8 protein-coding genes are annotated in these 16,615 nt (G+C 57.5%); 3 read left to right on the top strand and 5 right to left on the bottom strand.

Annotated elements, in window-relative coordinates:
- Positions 1–15: 15 nt before the first annotated feature.
- From ACPOL_RS22225 to ACPOL_RS22215, 3 genes are all read right to left on the bottom strand, one after another.
- Positions 16–1,371 (bottom strand): APC family permease, encoded by a 1,356-nt coding sequence (locus tag ACPOL_RS22225; protein WP_114208989.1) that lies wholly within the window; start codon positions 1,369–1,371, stop codon positions 16–18.
- 49 nt (positions 1,372–1,420) lie between these two features.
- Positions 1,421–4,078, bottom strand: a complete 2,658-nt coding sequence (locus ACPOL_RS22220; protein ID WP_114208988.1) for a glycoside hydrolase family 2 protein — start codon at positions 4,076–4,078, stop codon at positions 1,421–1,423.
- A gap of 208 nt (positions 4,079–4,286) precedes the next feature.
- Positions 4,287–5,258: an ROK family protein gene (locus ACPOL_RS22215; protein ID WP_236656957.1), complete on the bottom strand. Its 972-nt coding sequence runs from the start codon at positions 5,256–5,258 to the stop codon at positions 4,287–4,289.
- A gap of 208 nt (positions 5,259–5,466) precedes the next feature.
- Between ACPOL_RS22215 and ACPOL_RS22210 the strand changes: the two genes are divergently transcribed.
- Complete coding sequence (locus tag ACPOL_RS22210) at positions 5,467–6,993, top strand: Gfo/Idh/MocA family protein (RefSeq protein WP_114208986.1); 1,527 nt, start codon at positions 5,467–5,469, stop codon at positions 6,991–6,993.
- A 66-nt stretch (positions 6,994–7,059) separates the two neighbouring features.
- Here the strand turns inward: ACPOL_RS22210 and ACPOL_RS22205 are convergent, their stop codons facing one another.
- A complete protein-coding gene (locus ACPOL_RS22205) occupies positions 7,060–8,280 on the bottom strand; it encodes a tetratricopeptide repeat protein (protein ID WP_161557514.1) in 1,221 nt (406 codons plus the stop codon).
- Between the two features lie 418 nt (positions 8,281–8,698).
- Between ACPOL_RS22205 and ACPOL_RS22200 the strand changes: the two genes are divergently transcribed.
- The gene (locus tag ACPOL_RS22200) at positions 8,699–12,160 is read left to right on the top strand and encodes a TonB-dependent receptor (protein ID WP_161557513.1); all 3,462 of its coding nucleotides are present in this window, start codon (positions 8,699–8,701) and stop codon (positions 12,158–12,160) included.
- Positions 12,161–12,258: 98 nt separating this feature from the next.
- On the top strand, positions 12,259–14,310 hold the full coding sequence (locus ACPOL_RS22195) for a beta-N-acetylhexosaminidase (RefSeq protein ID WP_114208983.1): 2,052 nt from the start codon (positions 12,259–12,261) through the stop codon (positions 14,308–14,310).
- Positions 14,311–14,344: 34 nt separating this feature from the next.
- Here ACPOL_RS22195 and ACPOL_RS22190 read toward each other — a convergent pair whose 3' ends face one another.
- The gene (locus tag ACPOL_RS22190; RefSeq protein ID WP_114208982.1) at positions 14,345–16,531 is read right to left on the bottom strand and encodes a glycoside hydrolase family 9 protein; all 2,187 of its coding nucleotides are present in this window, start codon (positions 16,529–16,531) and stop codon (positions 14,345–14,347) included.
- Between the last annotated feature and the right edge of the window lie 84 nt (positions 16,532–16,615).

Genomic DNA, 16,615 nt, shown 5'->3' with positions numbered 1-16,615 from the left:
TCGAAGCGAAAGTGTCTAGTAGGGCGGGTTTCCGGTTGAAGCCTTTCGCATTGTCCCTGCTTTGCGTCCATAGAACGCCCAGCAGATGATACCGACGACCGCCCAGGTCGTGCCGACGATGCGAGCGAGATGACCGAGGTTGAGCCAGATGAAAAAGCAGACTGCGAAGCCGAAGAGTGACGAGAGGATTGGCAGCCATTGCTTCAGCCTCGCCGCCCGCCAAGCAAGAACTGCGGAGGCGACATTGACTCCCATAAAGGCCAGCAAGGCCCCGTAGTTAAGCAGCTCCGTGCCTAGCTGATAGCTGAAGACGAGAGCGCCGGCCAAGCAAATCGCTCCGATGAGCAGGACATTGTTCCGCGGTATCCGATTTTTGGGATGGACCGCCCCGAAGAACTTACCGGGGATCGCGCCATCCTGGCCCATCGCGAGCAACAGGCGGGCGGCGCCGAGTTGCGAGGCCATTCCCGAGCCAATCGTCGCGAGCAGCAGAGAAGCATTGACGAGCGCAAACATGAACACGCCTCCAGCCCGGCCGGAGATGCTGACGTAAGCGGTATCGACATCCGGGAACGCCATCCCCCGGGGCCAGACCAGCTGCGCCAGGTAAACTTCGATCGAGGCCAGCACGCCGGTGATGAGGCAGGTCAGCACAATCGCTCGCGGGATGTTGCGGGCAGGGTCCTTCGCCTCATCCGTCAAAGTCGAAATCCCATCGAAGCCGATGTACGTCAAGATCGCAATCGAGGTCCCTCGAAAGAGCGCCTTGGATGAGAACGTGGACGGGTCATAGAAGGGAGTGGTATAGAACGAACCGGGCTGGTGCGGCAACTTGAGCAGGTACCGGAGGATCGAAGCGACGACCAGAACGATTACGACGCCTAGCGCAGCGGCCATCATCGCATTGATACGCGCCGATGTCTCCACGCCACGCAGGTTGAGGAGAGTAAATAAACCGGCAAAAAAGATCGCCCAGAGAACATAAGGGATTTCGGGCAAGAAGTTCTGGGCGGCCTTGCTGCACCAGATCGTACAGATCAGGGGATTCAGGATGTAATCCATGGCCATGCACCAGCCGGTGATGTAGCCGAGTGCCGGGTGCAACTCTCGTCCCACATACATAAAGGCCGAACCGCCTTCCGGATAGACGCGGGCCATGCGGCCATAGCTGATCGAGGTAAACAGCATCGCGACCAGCGCACATAAGATAGCGGTGACGACATGGCCGCGAGCTTCCTGGTAGATCACCCCGAAACTTGGCATCGGTGCGGTCGGCTGGATGAGAATGATGCCGTAGAGAACGAGGTCGCGAAAGCGCAGACTTCGTTTAAGGGTTGCGCCGGTCGTCGCCGGCGTCGTTGGGCCTGCCATCGAGCTCCTTCGTTTAGGGACAATACTAGTTCAGATGGTCGGACGAACTCTACATAGCGCTGTTTTGAGGCACGCTTTTTTGAGGGGCCGCCTTCAAGGTTTCCGAAGGGATGTTCCATCCGGAGACCACAATGGAAGCGCCGGCGTTCGCAGCTGGCGGCTTGGCGCTAAGGGTGCGTGTTTCTCCGGGCATCAGCTCGACATAGTTATCCGACCAAGGCATGGGGCTCATATCCTGCCCGGTTGCATCCACTGCATCCACGCTCACCTGGAAGGCCAACGCCGTCGAAGGGTTATGCAGGTTGACCCGCCAGGTACCATCCTTCTCAACCTGCAGGGAAGATTCGATTTTGGTCTTCGGCAATTGCCTCAACGCAGTAAGGTCCTCATGACTCACGGCAGGCGTATGAGTGTAGTCGGTTTTCTCCCATGCGAACTCGGTGAGTTTCGACGGTACCCAGTAGAAGTTCCGGGAGACGGTAGCTCCTTGCGCATCTTTGAGCAGCAGCTCGACAAAATAGATCGGAGACTTGTCGGAGAATTGCTCTTGCGGAATTGTCAAAGCTTTCACAGACGAGTCGGATTCAGGAACAACCGTCGCCTGCTGAGAATACAGCTTTTGCATATGCAAATCGTAGAGTTCCACGCTGACATTCAGCTTGCCGGCCGAATGATAGTCGCTGTTCACAACGAAGACGCTGTGATCGTCATACGAATATTGCACATGGAGGGGCTCGCAGGCTTTCTTGGCGCCGTAGTATCCGCCGCCGGCATCGAGATAGTAGTCATACAAGTGCCAGATCATCGATGGCCAAGCGTTGTTGAGCATCCATTGGATAACTCCGGTCGAAGTGTACTTATTCCTGCCATAGGCTTCGAACATGGCCCGTTCGCCGGTGTAAGCCATGGTTTGCGAGACGCGAAGATAGTCGTCGAGGTCTTTCGCCGGGCCATAGCTCGCCTCGAGTGCTTCGTTGTAAACGGTAAGCTTCTTGAATCCCTCGCCTCCGTAGTGCAAAGACCAGATATCGTCTGGAGGCCAGATATTGCTTGCAGGAATGAACTTCTTCAAGCTGCTTAAGGTCGGGATCGCCGGGCCGGGACTGGTTTCGGTATTGAAGCCGTAGGCTCCGCCGTAGCGGTTCGCATCTGTGAGCCAATAGGACGGCGCGACGTAGTCGTAAGGACCCGTCATCTTGACACCGCTCTTCCCGGTCACCGTTGTAGGAGCTTGCGTGGCGGAAGACAGGATGGGATTTGGCCAACGGGTTTGAGATTCGACATCAAGATAGGTTTTCTCCACATCTGCCGGAGGAGGGTTATCGCTGCCGTTGAGCCATACGAGCAGGCTGGCGTGATGGCGCAGTCGCAACATTTGGGAGCGCAGCGAGGCTGTCGAGACGGCGTGATTTTCCGCGGTCCACTTGTCCCAGTGCTCCCACTGATCGCAACAGCACCAGCCGAGCATCACGAGAATCCCCTGTTCATCTGCCAACTGGAAAAAATGTTCGGTCTCTAACTTCCCTTCGAGACGGATAGTGTTCAGGTGCATATCTTCGACGAGTCGAAACTGCTGTTCCAGGTGCTGCGGATTCTCGCGTAGGAGCATGTCCTGGGACCACCCCGCACCGCGAATCAGAATCGGCTTGCCGTTGACTTTGAATAGGCGAAAGCCTTTGTCCGTCAATTCTGAAGTAACTTCCCGAATACCGAACCGCACTGACTGCTCGTCGGAGACTTTTCCAGCGGTTACAAAGGAGACCGACGCTGTCTCAAGGTGAGGCGAGCCCATCTGATACGGCCACCAGAGTGCTGGGTGCTTGAGGTGTAGCTCTGGGTAAGTCTGCGGATCGAAGAGGATTTCCTTGTCTTCGCCGGGTTGTAACTCGACCGCCTGTTTCAATGACACGCCGGCGATGGTTGCAAGAACGTTCCCTTTGACCGCTTCGGTAGAAGCGTTGTGCAGCTGCACATAGGCGGTAAGGTCCGCGGCAGCTCCGTCACTGCCGGTTATGTGGGTAACTACCAGCGGAGAGCGCACGGTTACGGGACCGCTGCTCACCAAGTCTACGGCTCCAGTGAGACCCATGTCTTTGTCAGGCGGACAGGGATTCCAGTCGACCCAGTTGATGCCGAGATCGGTTTCGGTGGGAGCGAAAGTCTCGACCGCGACGACATTCGTCTTCCCCGGAAGCGCGCTCTCGGTAACATCGAATTCATACGTGCGATAGGCACCCGCCACCTGGGTCGCCTCGGCGATGCGCTTGCCGTTGACCCACAGATTGGCCCGGTAGTTAATGCCGCCAAATCGCAGCCAGAGTCTGCTTCCCTTCTCGGCGGCGGGCACGTTAAATTGCTTCCGGTACCACCAGCTGCAGCGGTAAGGGCTATCGGCGGCCATGGGCAGATTGGAAAAATTGTCGCCGACCGGGTAAGTCGTTCCCGGAATCTTGCGGAGGTTGTCACTGTAGTAAGGGTCTTTGAACTCTCCCGAGGCGACCTGAGCAGCCAGGACGGTCGACGGCACATTGACCGTGGACCAGCCCTTGGCGTCGAAGCCGGCAGTGGAGATAGCATCCCCTTGCGATGGAGTCTTGCAGCCAGATTGGAGTTCCCAGCCTTCCCGTAACGGAAGGGTCGCAGACAAAGCGAGGCAGCTGGAGCCGATGGCGAATAACACAGGCAGGGCGACAAATCTAGACCACATGCAGGGTAGTACCTCTCTTAAACAGGGCTGCGGGGCGCGCGCGTCATGATAGTGGACGGCGATCGAGCGCTACTGGCCCGGTCTGGTGGAACAGAAATGATTTTGAAATATTCAATCGTTTGAATATATGGGATTACGCTGTTCTGCTCTGACTGTCAAGAAGAAACTTGGGAGACCTTGCCGCAGCCGGCCTTGAGGTCTTTCGAACTCATAAAAGCTCGGGGTGGAAGAAGGATGCTGCAGCGCCTAGAAGGGTCGCGTGTTCGCCAGTGGTTGAGCGCACCAGGGAGGCTTTGGTTAGAGGAAGCTGGCCACCATGCGAGCGAAAAGAAGCTTGCGCAGAAATCATAAGTGCATCCCCGGCTTGAGAAAGTCCCCCAGCAACGGCGATGCGATCGGGAAAGAAGATGTTCGCCAGCGAAGCGGAAGCGATACCGAGCCAGTAGCCTGCTTCTTTCAGCAACTCGAGGGCCGCCGGCTTGTTCGATTGTGCGTCTTCAACGATCGCACGGAAGCCCGCATCTTTGCATCCGATGATCTCTGCGTAGCGCTTGGCCAAGACAGCGGTTGAGAGCATGGCCTCAGCACAACCATGGCCGCCACAACTACAAGCAGGCCCCTCCGGCGAAACGATGACGTGCCCGGCATCGCCCATGCAGCCGTGGGCGATCCGCAACAATTTGCCTTCGACCATCATGCCGACGCCGAGGCCAGTTCCTCCGGTCAGGCAAAGAAATCGCTCGGAACCACGACCACGGCCATAGATGTACTCAGCAACGCAGGCGGCATTTGAGTCGGCATCGACAAGGACGTCCAAACCTAACTCCCCGGCGAGGATAGCAGCGATCGGAATGCGCTCCAGCCAGGGCAGATTGGGGTTATATTCCAGTTCGCCCTGGGGTGTCACAAAGCCGGCGACCGCAGCGCTGATCCCGGCGATGGGCTGTTCCGCCTGCGTCTGGAGGCGGCGACTGGCGGCCACGACTCTTTCGAGAAGTGCAGCCCCGCTCGACGCAACTGTTTTGAAAGAGTGCCAGCCGGAGATTGCGCCTTTTCTATTCACGAGTGCGAGTTTGGTGGAGCCGCCGCCGATGTCGATAGCAATGACAGCTGCGGCCTCGCTCATGGGGCCCGGGTTCATCTGCGATGTGCTCTCCTTGTCCGGCGAGACTGGAGTCATGCCGGGTGCAATTGATCTCGTGCATCGTAGCATGGCGCTCCAAAGCTTCGGCCTAACGGCAACGGTACCTGGACAAATGCGGCCTGCTAAGCCTAGATACGAGGAATAGAACTACGCCCCGCATTCAATACATAAGTGGGACGCGCGTCCATCCAGCGTTCGATTGCAGTTTCCCAAATGAATCGGCCGTGTTTAAGATGAGGCACACATGCGGAACATCAGTCGTCGCAACTTCCTCGGTTATAGCGCAGCTGCCTCGGGCGCGCTTCTTTTCCCTCGTTGGGCCAGTGGCCAAACTACACCAAAGCCGAGTGACAAGCTGACAGTCGCCTGCATCGGCGTGGGCTCCCAGGGTTTGCGGGTGATGCTGGACCTCTTGCGCATCCCCGAGGTACAGCTGGTTGCCGTGTGCGATGTGAACCGGCAGAGCAGCGACTATCTTGATTGGGGCCCTCACGAGCTTCGCGACAAGGTTCGACTGCTACTCCAGGAGCCTGGCTGGGGCACGGGATTGACCGGCCCCACTGCCGGCCGTGAGGTGGCTCAATCTATCACGAACGCCTTCTATGCCAAGGACGCAGGCAAGTCGCGCTACGCTGGTTGCACTGCGTATGAGGATTTCCGCGAGCTGCTCAGCAAAGAGAAGGACCTCGATGCAGTCGTCATCAGCACGCCCGATCACTGGCATGCAGTGATTGCCATTGCCGCGATGCGCGCCGGGAAACATGTGTATAGCCAGAAGCCGATGGCGCATACGGTCGGCGAGGCAAGGCAGATGGCCAAGGTGGCTCAGGAGACCAAGCGGGCGACGCAGGTTTCCATCTTTAACTCACAAACCGCCGACTCGAAAAGGGTGATCGACCTGGTACAGAGCGGAGCAATTGGCGCGGTCCAGCGCGTGGATATCTGGACCACACGAGCTTCGGCATTCTGGAAGCAGGGGCTCAACACGCCGGCGACGGCCGATCCGATCCCTGCCGGATTGAACTGGGATATGTGGCTTGGGCCAGCACCATCCCGGCCCTACAACCACGCCTATCTGCCGTTCGTCTGGCGCGCGTGGTACGACTATGGCTGCGGCGCAATCGGGGACATGGGTGAATACGGCTTCGATACCATCTTCCGTGCGCTCGATCTCGGGGCCGCCGATCGCGTCGATGCCAGTTCCACGGAGCTCTTCCCGGATTGTTACCCGGTAGCTTCGCGGCTGAACTACAACTTCCCTGCCAGAGCCGGCAAGCCGTCCGTCGAGCTTCATTGGTATGACGGAGGCATTAAGCCAGAGCGGCCTGATGGTTTCCCAGTAGATGCGCAGATGAGTGTCGGCGGTGAGGGGGTCATGTACAGCGGAGATCGCGGCAAGCTGCTCACCGGCTACATGGCGTCGTCGCCTCGGATGTTCTCTTCAAATGGCGGCCTGGCTGCGCCGTTGCCGGCGTTGACCCAGGCGAACGAGCCCTTTCAGCCGCTGCGCCCTGAGCTTGGACCGACCGCGACATCAGCCAACTTAGCGCATTATTACGAGTGGATCCACGCGTGTCATGGAGGACCCCCAGCCAGTGCTAATTACGCCTTCGAAGCACCGATCGTGGAGAGCCTGATGCTGGGGAACATCGCCATCCGAACCCAGGAGCTGTTGGAGTGGGACCCCGAAAGCTTCCGCCTGACCCAGGGTTCCGAGCGCGCCAGTAGTTTGTTGATGCCCCAATATCGCGCGCCCTGGGCAGCGAGCTGACCGGCTGGGGCGCCAGCTGTGGATGCGCGAAGGGGCTCAAGCTTCCGGCGTTACTGCTGGCCGGCATTACTGCTGGGCAGCGTCCTGGGCATCCGCAGAGCGGTCGCCCGAAGGATCGAGCTGCAGTCGATCGTTGAAGGATTTGAGCAGCTTCGCCGAGGTGTCGAATTCTGCATGCGCCTTGGCGGTTTGACCGAGATGGGCGAGCACCTGGCCGCGGGTGTAATGCAGGCTGGCGCTTTGCGGCGCCAGAGGGATGGCATGATCCAGCATCTCCAGTGCCTGAGAATAGCGGCCTTGGCCGCGATAGAGTTTGGCAAGGCCGAAGTACGAATTCACCAGCGAACTGTTGCGTTCGATCGCCTGCAGAAAGGCCTGTTCCGCTTTCGCTGGCTGATCGAGCTGGGCGAACATGATGCCTAGATCTTCGTAGGTGTAGGCGAAGTCGGGCTCGATGGCAATGTCCTTTCGCAGTTCGGCTTCGGCCTGCGAAAACGCATGCTGCTCGAGGTAAGTGCGCCCCAGGAAGTAGTGCACAAGGGGAAGATCCGGCCGCATCGATGCAGCCTGCTTAAACTCATTCAACGCCTTATCAGTGTCGTCTTCAGCGAGCCACGCCTTGCCAATGTAGAGGTGAAACTCCGGAGTGTTTTGTCCGATGGCGAGCATGCGCTCAAAGGCCTGCTGCTGGAGTGCGGCGTTCGAAGACTTACTGGCCGCGATACTAAGGACGTAGAGATAGTTGAGATTGGCAGATTCCTTTTCCCACAGGGGCGCGAGGGTGTCAGTCGCTTCTTTGTACTTGTTGGTGAAGAAGTAACACAGCCCCAGCAGATATCTGGCCTGGCTCGGGTCGGGCATTCGCTCCAAGGCATGGGAGAATGGTTCGATCGCTGAGGCGAAGTCGTTTCTGCGGTAGTAGGCGAGTCCGATGTTCAATTCAATACCGGGTTGACCGGGCGATAGCTCCTCTGCCCGGCGGAACTCACTCAGTGCGTCATCCCAGCGCTTCAATCGCATGTAAGTGACGCCAAGGTTGACGTGAGCCGCTCCAGATTTTGGATCGAGAGCGATGACCCGCCGGAAGTCCTCTTCGGCGATTGTCAGCTGGCCAGTTTGCATCGCCTGCTTGCCCAGTCGAAAAAGCGCCGCCGGATCATTGGTTGACGCGCTATTGGCTTGTTCGCTTGCCAGTAGGATCAATTCCCCAGCCGCGTTCGAGGGACGCAACAAGACGCCATAGAGCAGCACCGGCAGCAATGCACCGAGGCGGGTTGTGCGTTTCACAGGCTGCACCGCATTCCAGAGCAGTGTACCGGTTTGGAGCGACAGACGAGGAAAGCCAGGTGCTTGAGGGGCGGTTTGCAGGCTTGTAACTCCTGGGGAGAGTCTGTCGCGATTCGGTTCAGCCCGGGAGAGTAGAAGCTCAAAAAGGGGGCACGATTCACTTAGAAAAAACTTTTGCTTGACATGATGTTCAAACGTTTTAATATCTGGTAATTCCTTTGCAAGAATTTTCATCTCCAGCAAAAAGGCTTGTTCAAGCTAAGCAGAACTATAATTCCCCAGAAATTTCGGAGGCGTGCCGCCTATGTCTTGCCAAGATCAACGCGTATCGGAGAAGCGCCAGTTCTCTGGTCCATGTCCCCTCCAAGCCAGCCTAACCCGATCCTTCACCAAGCGACTCCTTCTTACGGGATCGCTTTTGCTGTTTCTGGGTCTCGTTCAATTGAACCGCGCGTCGGGCCAGCAGTCCGGATCGATCAATGGCGCAGTCACCGACCAGAGCGGCGGCGCAATCCCAGGCGCGCAGGTGACGCTTACCAAGTCGGGACAAGGCACAGCAACCACCACCACGTCCAATAGCGGCGGGGAATATTCCTTCCCGGCGCTGGATGCCGGCACGTACAGCCTGCAAGTAACCGTTCCTGGTTACGAGAAGTTCACGGCGAACGGCATAGTCTTGCGCGTCTCCCGCAACGAAAGAGTGGACGCGAAGCTAGTGGTTGGCGCGGTGTCCTCCGAAGTTCAGGTGAGCGGCAGCGATCTCGGCACTGTACAGACCGAGTCTCCCGAGATATCGTTCACCATCACGGGCAAACAGATTACGCAGCTTGTCCTCAATGGTCGTAATTTCAGCCAACTCGTCACCCTGTCTCCTGGCGTCATCAATCAAACCGGGCAGGATGAAGGGGAGACCGGCGTCGCCGGCAGTATCGCCTATAGCATCAACGGCGGCCGGACGGAGTACAACAACTGGGAGATCGACGGCTCGAGTCTCATGGACAACGGCAGCAACACCACGCTCAATGTCTATCCCAATGTTGACGCGATCGCTGAGACCGAAGTGCTGACCTCGAACTATGGTGCGCAGTATGGCCGCAATGCCTCCGGGACGGTTCTCTCGCAGACGAAGTCCGGTACTGAGCACTTCCATGGTGATGTCTTCGAATTTCTGCGGAACGACGCCTTCAACGCTCGTAATTATTTCCAAACATCGGTACCCACCTACAAGAAGCATGATTACGGGTTTACCATCGGCGGTCCCATCTTCATCCCTAAGCTCTACCATCCTGCGCAGCCAAAGACTTTCTTCTTCTACTCGCAGGAATTTCGCCATGAGAACGTTCCCGGGCAGGTCTTCAACCAGCAAGTCCCCTCAAATGCGGAACGCACTGGCGACTTCTCCGACCTCTGCCCGGCCCCGGGAAGTGCGGTGGACGCTACAGACTTCCCCAATTGCCCGGTCAACCCGACAACGGGCGCGTACTACGCCAATAATCAAGTTCCGATTGATCCAAATGGCGCCGCGCTGTTGGTCCTCATCCCCGCAGGAAATGTCGGCTCCGGGACCTCTTCGTTCTTCCAGTCTTCTCCATCGCAGCTCACCACCAATCGCGAAGAACTCTTCCGCGTCGACCAGGTGGTCAATGAGAAGCTTCGCGGCTTCTTCCGCTTCATCTATGATTCCTGGTCAACGGTCAGCAATCCACCCACCTTCCAATCCAGTTCCTTTCCTACCGTGCAGAATAGTTTCGCCGGCCCCGGCATCGATATGGTGGCAAATCTGACTTACACCGCTTCCCCTTCGCTGGTGAATGAATTCGTTGCCGATTACACCTCTGACCACATTACCCTGCTCAACACCACGCCGGGTATCGGACGGCAAGACTTCACTGGTCAGGGCTTCTTCAATAACGGCTATGGCGGGGTTCTACCGTGGATCAGCGTCAGCGGCGGAACAGCCTACGGGAGCGGGTTTAATGCGAACACCGGGTACTTCCCGTGGAAAAACTCGAACCCCACCTATACCTACCGCGACAATCTAACTAAAACGTATAAAGACCACACCTTCATCACCGGCGCCTCCTTCATAGCCGCACAGAAGAATGAGCCCGCGGTGGGCAACAACAACGGGGTTCCCGTCCAGGGGGTCTATAGTTTCAGCACCTCTTCTTCCGTCACTACCGGCAACCCATTCGCCGATTTGCTGGCCGGCCAGGTCGGGTCGTTTACGCAAACTTCAGACCAACCGAAGTACTACAACCGGTACAAGATCTTCGAGCCTTACTTTCAAGACAACTGGCGGGTGAACCAAAAGTTGACGCTGAACCTGGGACTGCGGATTAGTCTCTTCGGGACCTACGAAGATATCAGCAACCAGTCTGGCAACTTCGAGGCCGCAGCGTGGAACTCAGCCGCCGCCCCGCAGGTCAGCCCGGTCGATGGCTCGATTGTGCCCGGCAGCGGCAATATCTTCAATGGCATCGTCCAATGCGGCGTCAACGGGGTTTATGCCGGCTGCATGAGCGGACATCTCTTCAATCCTGCTCCGCGAGTTGGTTTTGCCTACGATGTGTTCGGAAATGGCAAGCTTGCAGTGCGCGGCGGTTACGGTATCTTCTTTGAGCACACCAACGGCAACGAGAGCAACTCCGAATACCTCGAGGGCACCGCACCGCTCGTGCAGACTCCGGTTCGATCCAACTTCACAAGCTATAACGCCACTGGCGGCACGATCACGCAGTTCCCGCTCAGCTTCATCGCGATCCCCACTCATGCCGTATGGCCTTACGTCCAGCAATATAATTTGGCGGTCCAAGGCGAACTGCCGGGCCATACCACCATGCAAGTGGCCTATGTCGGCAGTCTCGGAAGGAAATTGCCGATGCGCCACGAGTACAACCAGTTGCAGCCGATACCGCTCTCTGAGAATCCGTACGGGCCGGGCCAGGTAATATCGGCGGCAGACTGCAGTAGTCTGGCGCTGGATAACACCGGAAATTATACGGGCACAGCAAACGGTCAAGTGGTGAGCGGAGACGTGGCAAACCACCTCGCCATTGCCTGCGGCAACACCCCCGACCCTTATCGTCCATTTGTCGGCATTAGCGGCATCACCCACTCCGAAAACATCGCGCAGTCGCAATATGACGCGCTGCAAATCGGAGTCAGCCATTACTTTGGCAGGCTGAACGGCAGTCTCGCTTACACTTATGGCCACTCGATCGATGATGCCTCCGATGGTGGCGCCGGGATTGAAGTTCCAAATGCCTATAATCCGCAGATGAGTCTCGCGTCTTCGAACTTCGATGAGACGCATGTGCTCGAAGCCAGCCTGGTCTACGATCTTCCCTTCTTCACCAAGCCGGGGCTCTTGCATTCGACACTCGGCGGATGGCAGATCTCCGATCTGACCGGCTTCCAAACTGGGACTCCGTTCAGCGTTACAAATTCAGTGAATGCCGACAACGCGGGAACTGGCAATTCTGTCACCAGCGTCCAGTCCTACCCAGACGTTATCGGGAACATCCACGGACCGGCAGCCATCCGGCATCCAGCCGGTCAACTCGGGCCTCGCCTGTATAACAGCGATGCCTACGCTCCTCCGCAAGGGCTTACCTACGGCGATGCAGGCCGCAACATCTTGCGCTTGCCCCACCGGACGAACTTCGACATGGGCCTCTTCAAGAACTTCGCCGTGCACGAAGACATGCACTTCGAGTTTCGCGCAGAAGCCTTCAATATCTTCAACCACACCCAATTCAGCGCCATCAACACGACCGCCTGCTATGGTGCTGCGAACTGCGCCGGTGACTCGTTCTTGACCGCGAGCGCCGCGCATAATGCCCGCATCTTGCAACTCGCTGGAAAATTTGTCTTCTAGGCAGAGCAACAGTAATGGAATAGCTCACTTAAGCAGTACGCCACGACGTGCCGTACTGCTTTTCTTTGTCTCAAACTATCGGGAAGGTCAGTCAGAAAATGTTTTCGTTGAGTAAGCTCCGGCGGTTTGCGACCGCTCTTGTTGTGACCTGCGTTTTCTTTGTCCTTCATGGCAGCCCGATGTATGCGCAGGCGACGCTGCCGGTAATGCCGCTACCCGCCCATGTGGTTCAAGGCGCTGGTAGCCTTTCTCTTCACGGAGGACTGCAGGTCGTCTTCGAGGGTTATACCGAACCCCGGCTGGAACGGGCGCGCGACCGCTTCGTCGCCACCCTGTCGCGCGAAACCGGAATCCTTCCGGTTCCGCCGCAGCCGGTGAATCAATCGAAGCTCATCATCAAAACGGCAGGCCCGAGTGCACCGGTCCAGCAGCTCGGTGAAGACGAATCTTACCGGCTGGAGATTACCCCGACACAGGCAGTTCTCAATGCAGCCAATCCGCTCGGCATCTTGCGCGGGCTGCAGACCTTTCTCCAACTGGCGAAGATCTCGCCTAATGGTTTCGTTGTGCCTGCAATCACCATCGATGACCAGCCTCGCTTTCCCTGGCGGGGGTTGATGCTCGACTCGGGGCGCCACTTCATGCCGGTGGATGTCGTCCGTCAGACTCTCGATGGAATGGAAGCGGTCAAGATGAATGTCTTTCACTGGCATCTATCCGAAGACCAGGGTTTTCGCATCGAAAGCAAGACTTTCCCTCTGCTTCAGGAAAAGGGCTCCGACGGCCTCTTTTACACTCAGGAACAGGTCCGCGAGATCATCGACTATGCTCGCGATCGCGGCATCCGCGTCATTCCTGAGTTCGACATGCCGGGCCATGCAACAGCCTGGTTCGTCGGGTACCCTAACATCGCAAGCGGCAACGGGCCTTACCAAATTGAGCGGGAATTTGGCATCTTCGATCCGGCAATGGATCCTACCCGGGAGAGCACCTATGAATTTCTCGATCGATTTATCGAAGAGATGACGGCGCTGTTTCCCGACGCATACTTTCACATCGGCGGTGACGAGTGCAACGGCAAGGAGTGGGACCGCAATCCTCGCATCCAGCAATTCATGCGCGAACACGGCCTCAAAGACGATGCAGCGCTTCAGGCCTACTTCACCGGCCGGGTGCAGAAGCTGGTGGCGAAGCGCGGAAAGATTACTGTCGGCTGGGACGAAGTGCTGCAGCCGGATACGCCCAAGGACGTAGTCATTCAGTCGTGGCGCGGTCAGAAGTCTCTGGCGCAGGCGGCGGAGCGCGGCAACCGCGGCATTCTTTCCACCGGATATTACATCGACTTAAACCAGCCAGCGTCGCAGCACTATGCGGTTGATCCTCTTGAAGGCGCCACTGCGAAGCTCACCGCCGATCAACAGAAGAATATTCTTGGCGGCGAAGCGACCATGTGGTCGGAATATACGACCCCGGAGAACGTTGGCGGTCGCATCTGGCCTCGAACGGCGGCAATCGCTGAGCGGCTGTGGTCGCCTCAGGAAACGAAAGACGTTGATTCGATGTACCGGCGGCTTGGAGTCGTCTCTGAGGATCTGGCCCAGCGTGGAATGTTGTATCGCACAACCAGCGAGCTGATGATAGAGCGGATGGTTGGCGATGAAGATCCATCCTCATTGAAGGTGCTGGCCAGCGTGGTTGAACCCCCGAAGGGGTATTCGCGTGAAGAGCTGACCAAATATTACAGCTACACTCCGCTCAATCATCTGGTAGATGCGGTGCCATCGGAGAGCGACCAAGCCCGGCAGTTCCGCGGCATTGCAGATCGCATCGCTGGTGGCACTGCCACTGAGAACGATCGTCGGCAAGCGCGGCAATGGCTCACATTATGGCGGGACAACGACGCGCTACTGCAGCCGCTGCTTCCGCATTCTGCATTGACCGCGGAACTCGCGCCCCTCTCGCGAAACCTCAGCCAAGCAGCGGCGATCGGATTGTCGGCGCTCGATTCGCTGGAGAAGCGTGAATCCGTGAGTGCAGCCACCAGGGGAGATCAACTTGCATCGCTCAAAAAGTTAGGTGCGCCACAGGCGACGCTGATCGATGGCATCGTTCCCGGAGTGGAGACACTCGTCCGAGCGACAAAGCGCTGATTCACGTCGCTAGGCCGCCGCAATGAGTTCCAGTCTATTTGCCCTCGGCCATCCTCCACGACCACATCAGGAAGGAGGTCGCGGTCAGATCGATGCCCGGTTCGGTTGTGCTGTACGACTGCACATTGTCCTGGAACAACGCGGTCTCGGATGGATTGTAGGCGCCCGGATTCCCATTGAACTTCGCGAAGGTGTCAACCCCGTTCGCGGGGCAAAGCTTCATTCCACCTACCACGCCCGAACTCGTGTAACTGTCGGGACCCTCGGTGGCGGCTCCCCAAAGAATGGGCGTGCCGCCGGCGGTGCCATCAAGCGCCCCGGCCAGGTTAGCGACCTGATGCTGAATGCAATTCGGGAAGGTGCTTCCATCGCCAACGATGAAGGACGATCCCCACGAGTTCGCCCCCAGGATATTAGCCAGCCATCGCTGCGAGTAAGTGTTATAGCGCGGATCATGAGTCATCGAGTAGGCCTCGCTCGCCATCACCGACAAACCTGCTCCATGAGAGGTGGTGTCGCCCGCGCTCCAAGGCACTCCGAACCCCCACGGGTCCGAACTTGATTGGGCCACTGCCGCATTCACCTGGTAGAGAAGCTGATTGCCTATCGTCTGCTGGGAAACATCCAAATCCTGTGGGTCGCCTGCATCTTTAAGCGCCCGGTATAACTCGAAGTGGGCGAGTCCGCTGACATCATAGAGATTGAGAGTGTCGCTGAAGCCCGGTTTGTAAATCTTGGCGATGTAATACTTAGCAAAGCTGGCAGCCTGCCGCAAATAGAAGTTAGGATCCGTATGCGGCAATCCGGCAGGCAAGTCCGATTCGCCATGAGCAAAGCGCAGCGCCACGGATAGCTCGGTTGCACCTAACTCCATATCATCGCCCCAGACGGTCTCGGGGTACCCGTCGAAAGGAGCAATGGTCAGCAAGCAGTTTGGACAGGACCCGGAACCTACCGAGGGCGCTGGATCGGGATAACGTGTGTCAGCAAGCGCGAAAGCCTCTTCAGCGTCCTTCAGGCATGCTTTCGCCAAGGTTGGATCCTGTTCGCGATTAAGTTGGTAACACAGAGCAAAATCTGCGGCTAGACGGCCGGCCAGGTTGGGACTTAATGAGAGTCGCGGGGCTACGTAGACGGGACGATTGCAGATGAAGAAAGTGGTGAATGGATCGCAAGCCCCTGGATCGCCATCTTGCTTGTAGTTGTCCGCAGCCTGGGGAAGCGTCCAGATGTCGTACTCGGTAAGGAGGCAGTAAGGGGTATTGTAGGTGCCGCCACAGCCGCCCTCTGCCGAGGCTGGGTCGCCTTCGCCGTAATAGTTCCAATCCTGGGTGTTATCAACCTGATATGGGAGTCCATGGGCAGAGTTATCCCACATCTTCAATAACCAATGGATACCGAACTTCGCCTCCGCGCTGAAATCCGCTGACCGGGGTGATCCGGCGCCGCTGTCGCCCGCGTAAGAGACTGCATTTGGAGGCGCAGGTGGATCGAGTGGCGCGTCGGGCCCCATTTGAGCAGGAAAGTCGCGAACCCCAATCTCCATCAATGCGGTTGTATAACTTATCGTTTCAACATACTTCTCATAATCGCCGGCGTCCCACCATCCACCATCTGCATCGATGTTGGGGAGCTTCGCTGGGGTTAGCGGCTTTGCCGGCGGCACGTTGTTGATAAGGTCGTTGTCATCGAGAGGGGGAGTTTCGTAGAGTTTAGCGTTCTTGTCCTTCAGGTGCCCAGGAGCATCTCTCAATGCATTTTGGATGAAGTCGGCTCCGTCTCGCTGGGTTTCATAGAAGAACAGCGAATTGACCAGTAATCCTGGATATAAAGCGTCGGGAACATCAACGGCGAATTTGGGCGAGAGCGCTGCTACGGGTCCAGCAACGGAGATGGTATAACTGCGGCCGCGCGGCACGACAAAATCAAGAGCATAGACCTTGTAGGTGAGCTGCTTGCTATTCGCCCACGTTCCCAAAAGCGAGCCAACCTTCCCCGTAAAGGCACTGTGGCCATCGGGACATACAACCTTGAAGGTGGCATTTGTCTCGGATGCAGTCGACATAAGATAGGCGCGCGCGGGCAACGATCCAACTTCATAGCCCACTTGACTTACCCGGACATAGGCGGACTCGGCTTGTGCAGCTAACGAGACAAAGCCAAGAAGAGCGACTAGAACACTGAAGGGGCGGAGCACCCGATGAGTGGCGGAGAGCAGCATTGCGGCCTCACTTCCCGAGCGTATTGAATCGATTGAAACCCAAGATATGCGTCTACTTCGCTTGTTGTCAATGAAACACTTCGA

It is taken from the genome of Acidisarcina polymorpha (assembly GCF_003330725.1).
Lineage (GTDB): Bacteria > Acidobacteriota > Terriglobia > Terriglobales > Acidobacteriaceae > Acidisarcina > Acidisarcina polymorpha.
The sequence above is the reverse complement of the archived record's forward strand: the minus strand, read 5'-3'. Positions and strand labels throughout refer to the sequence as shown.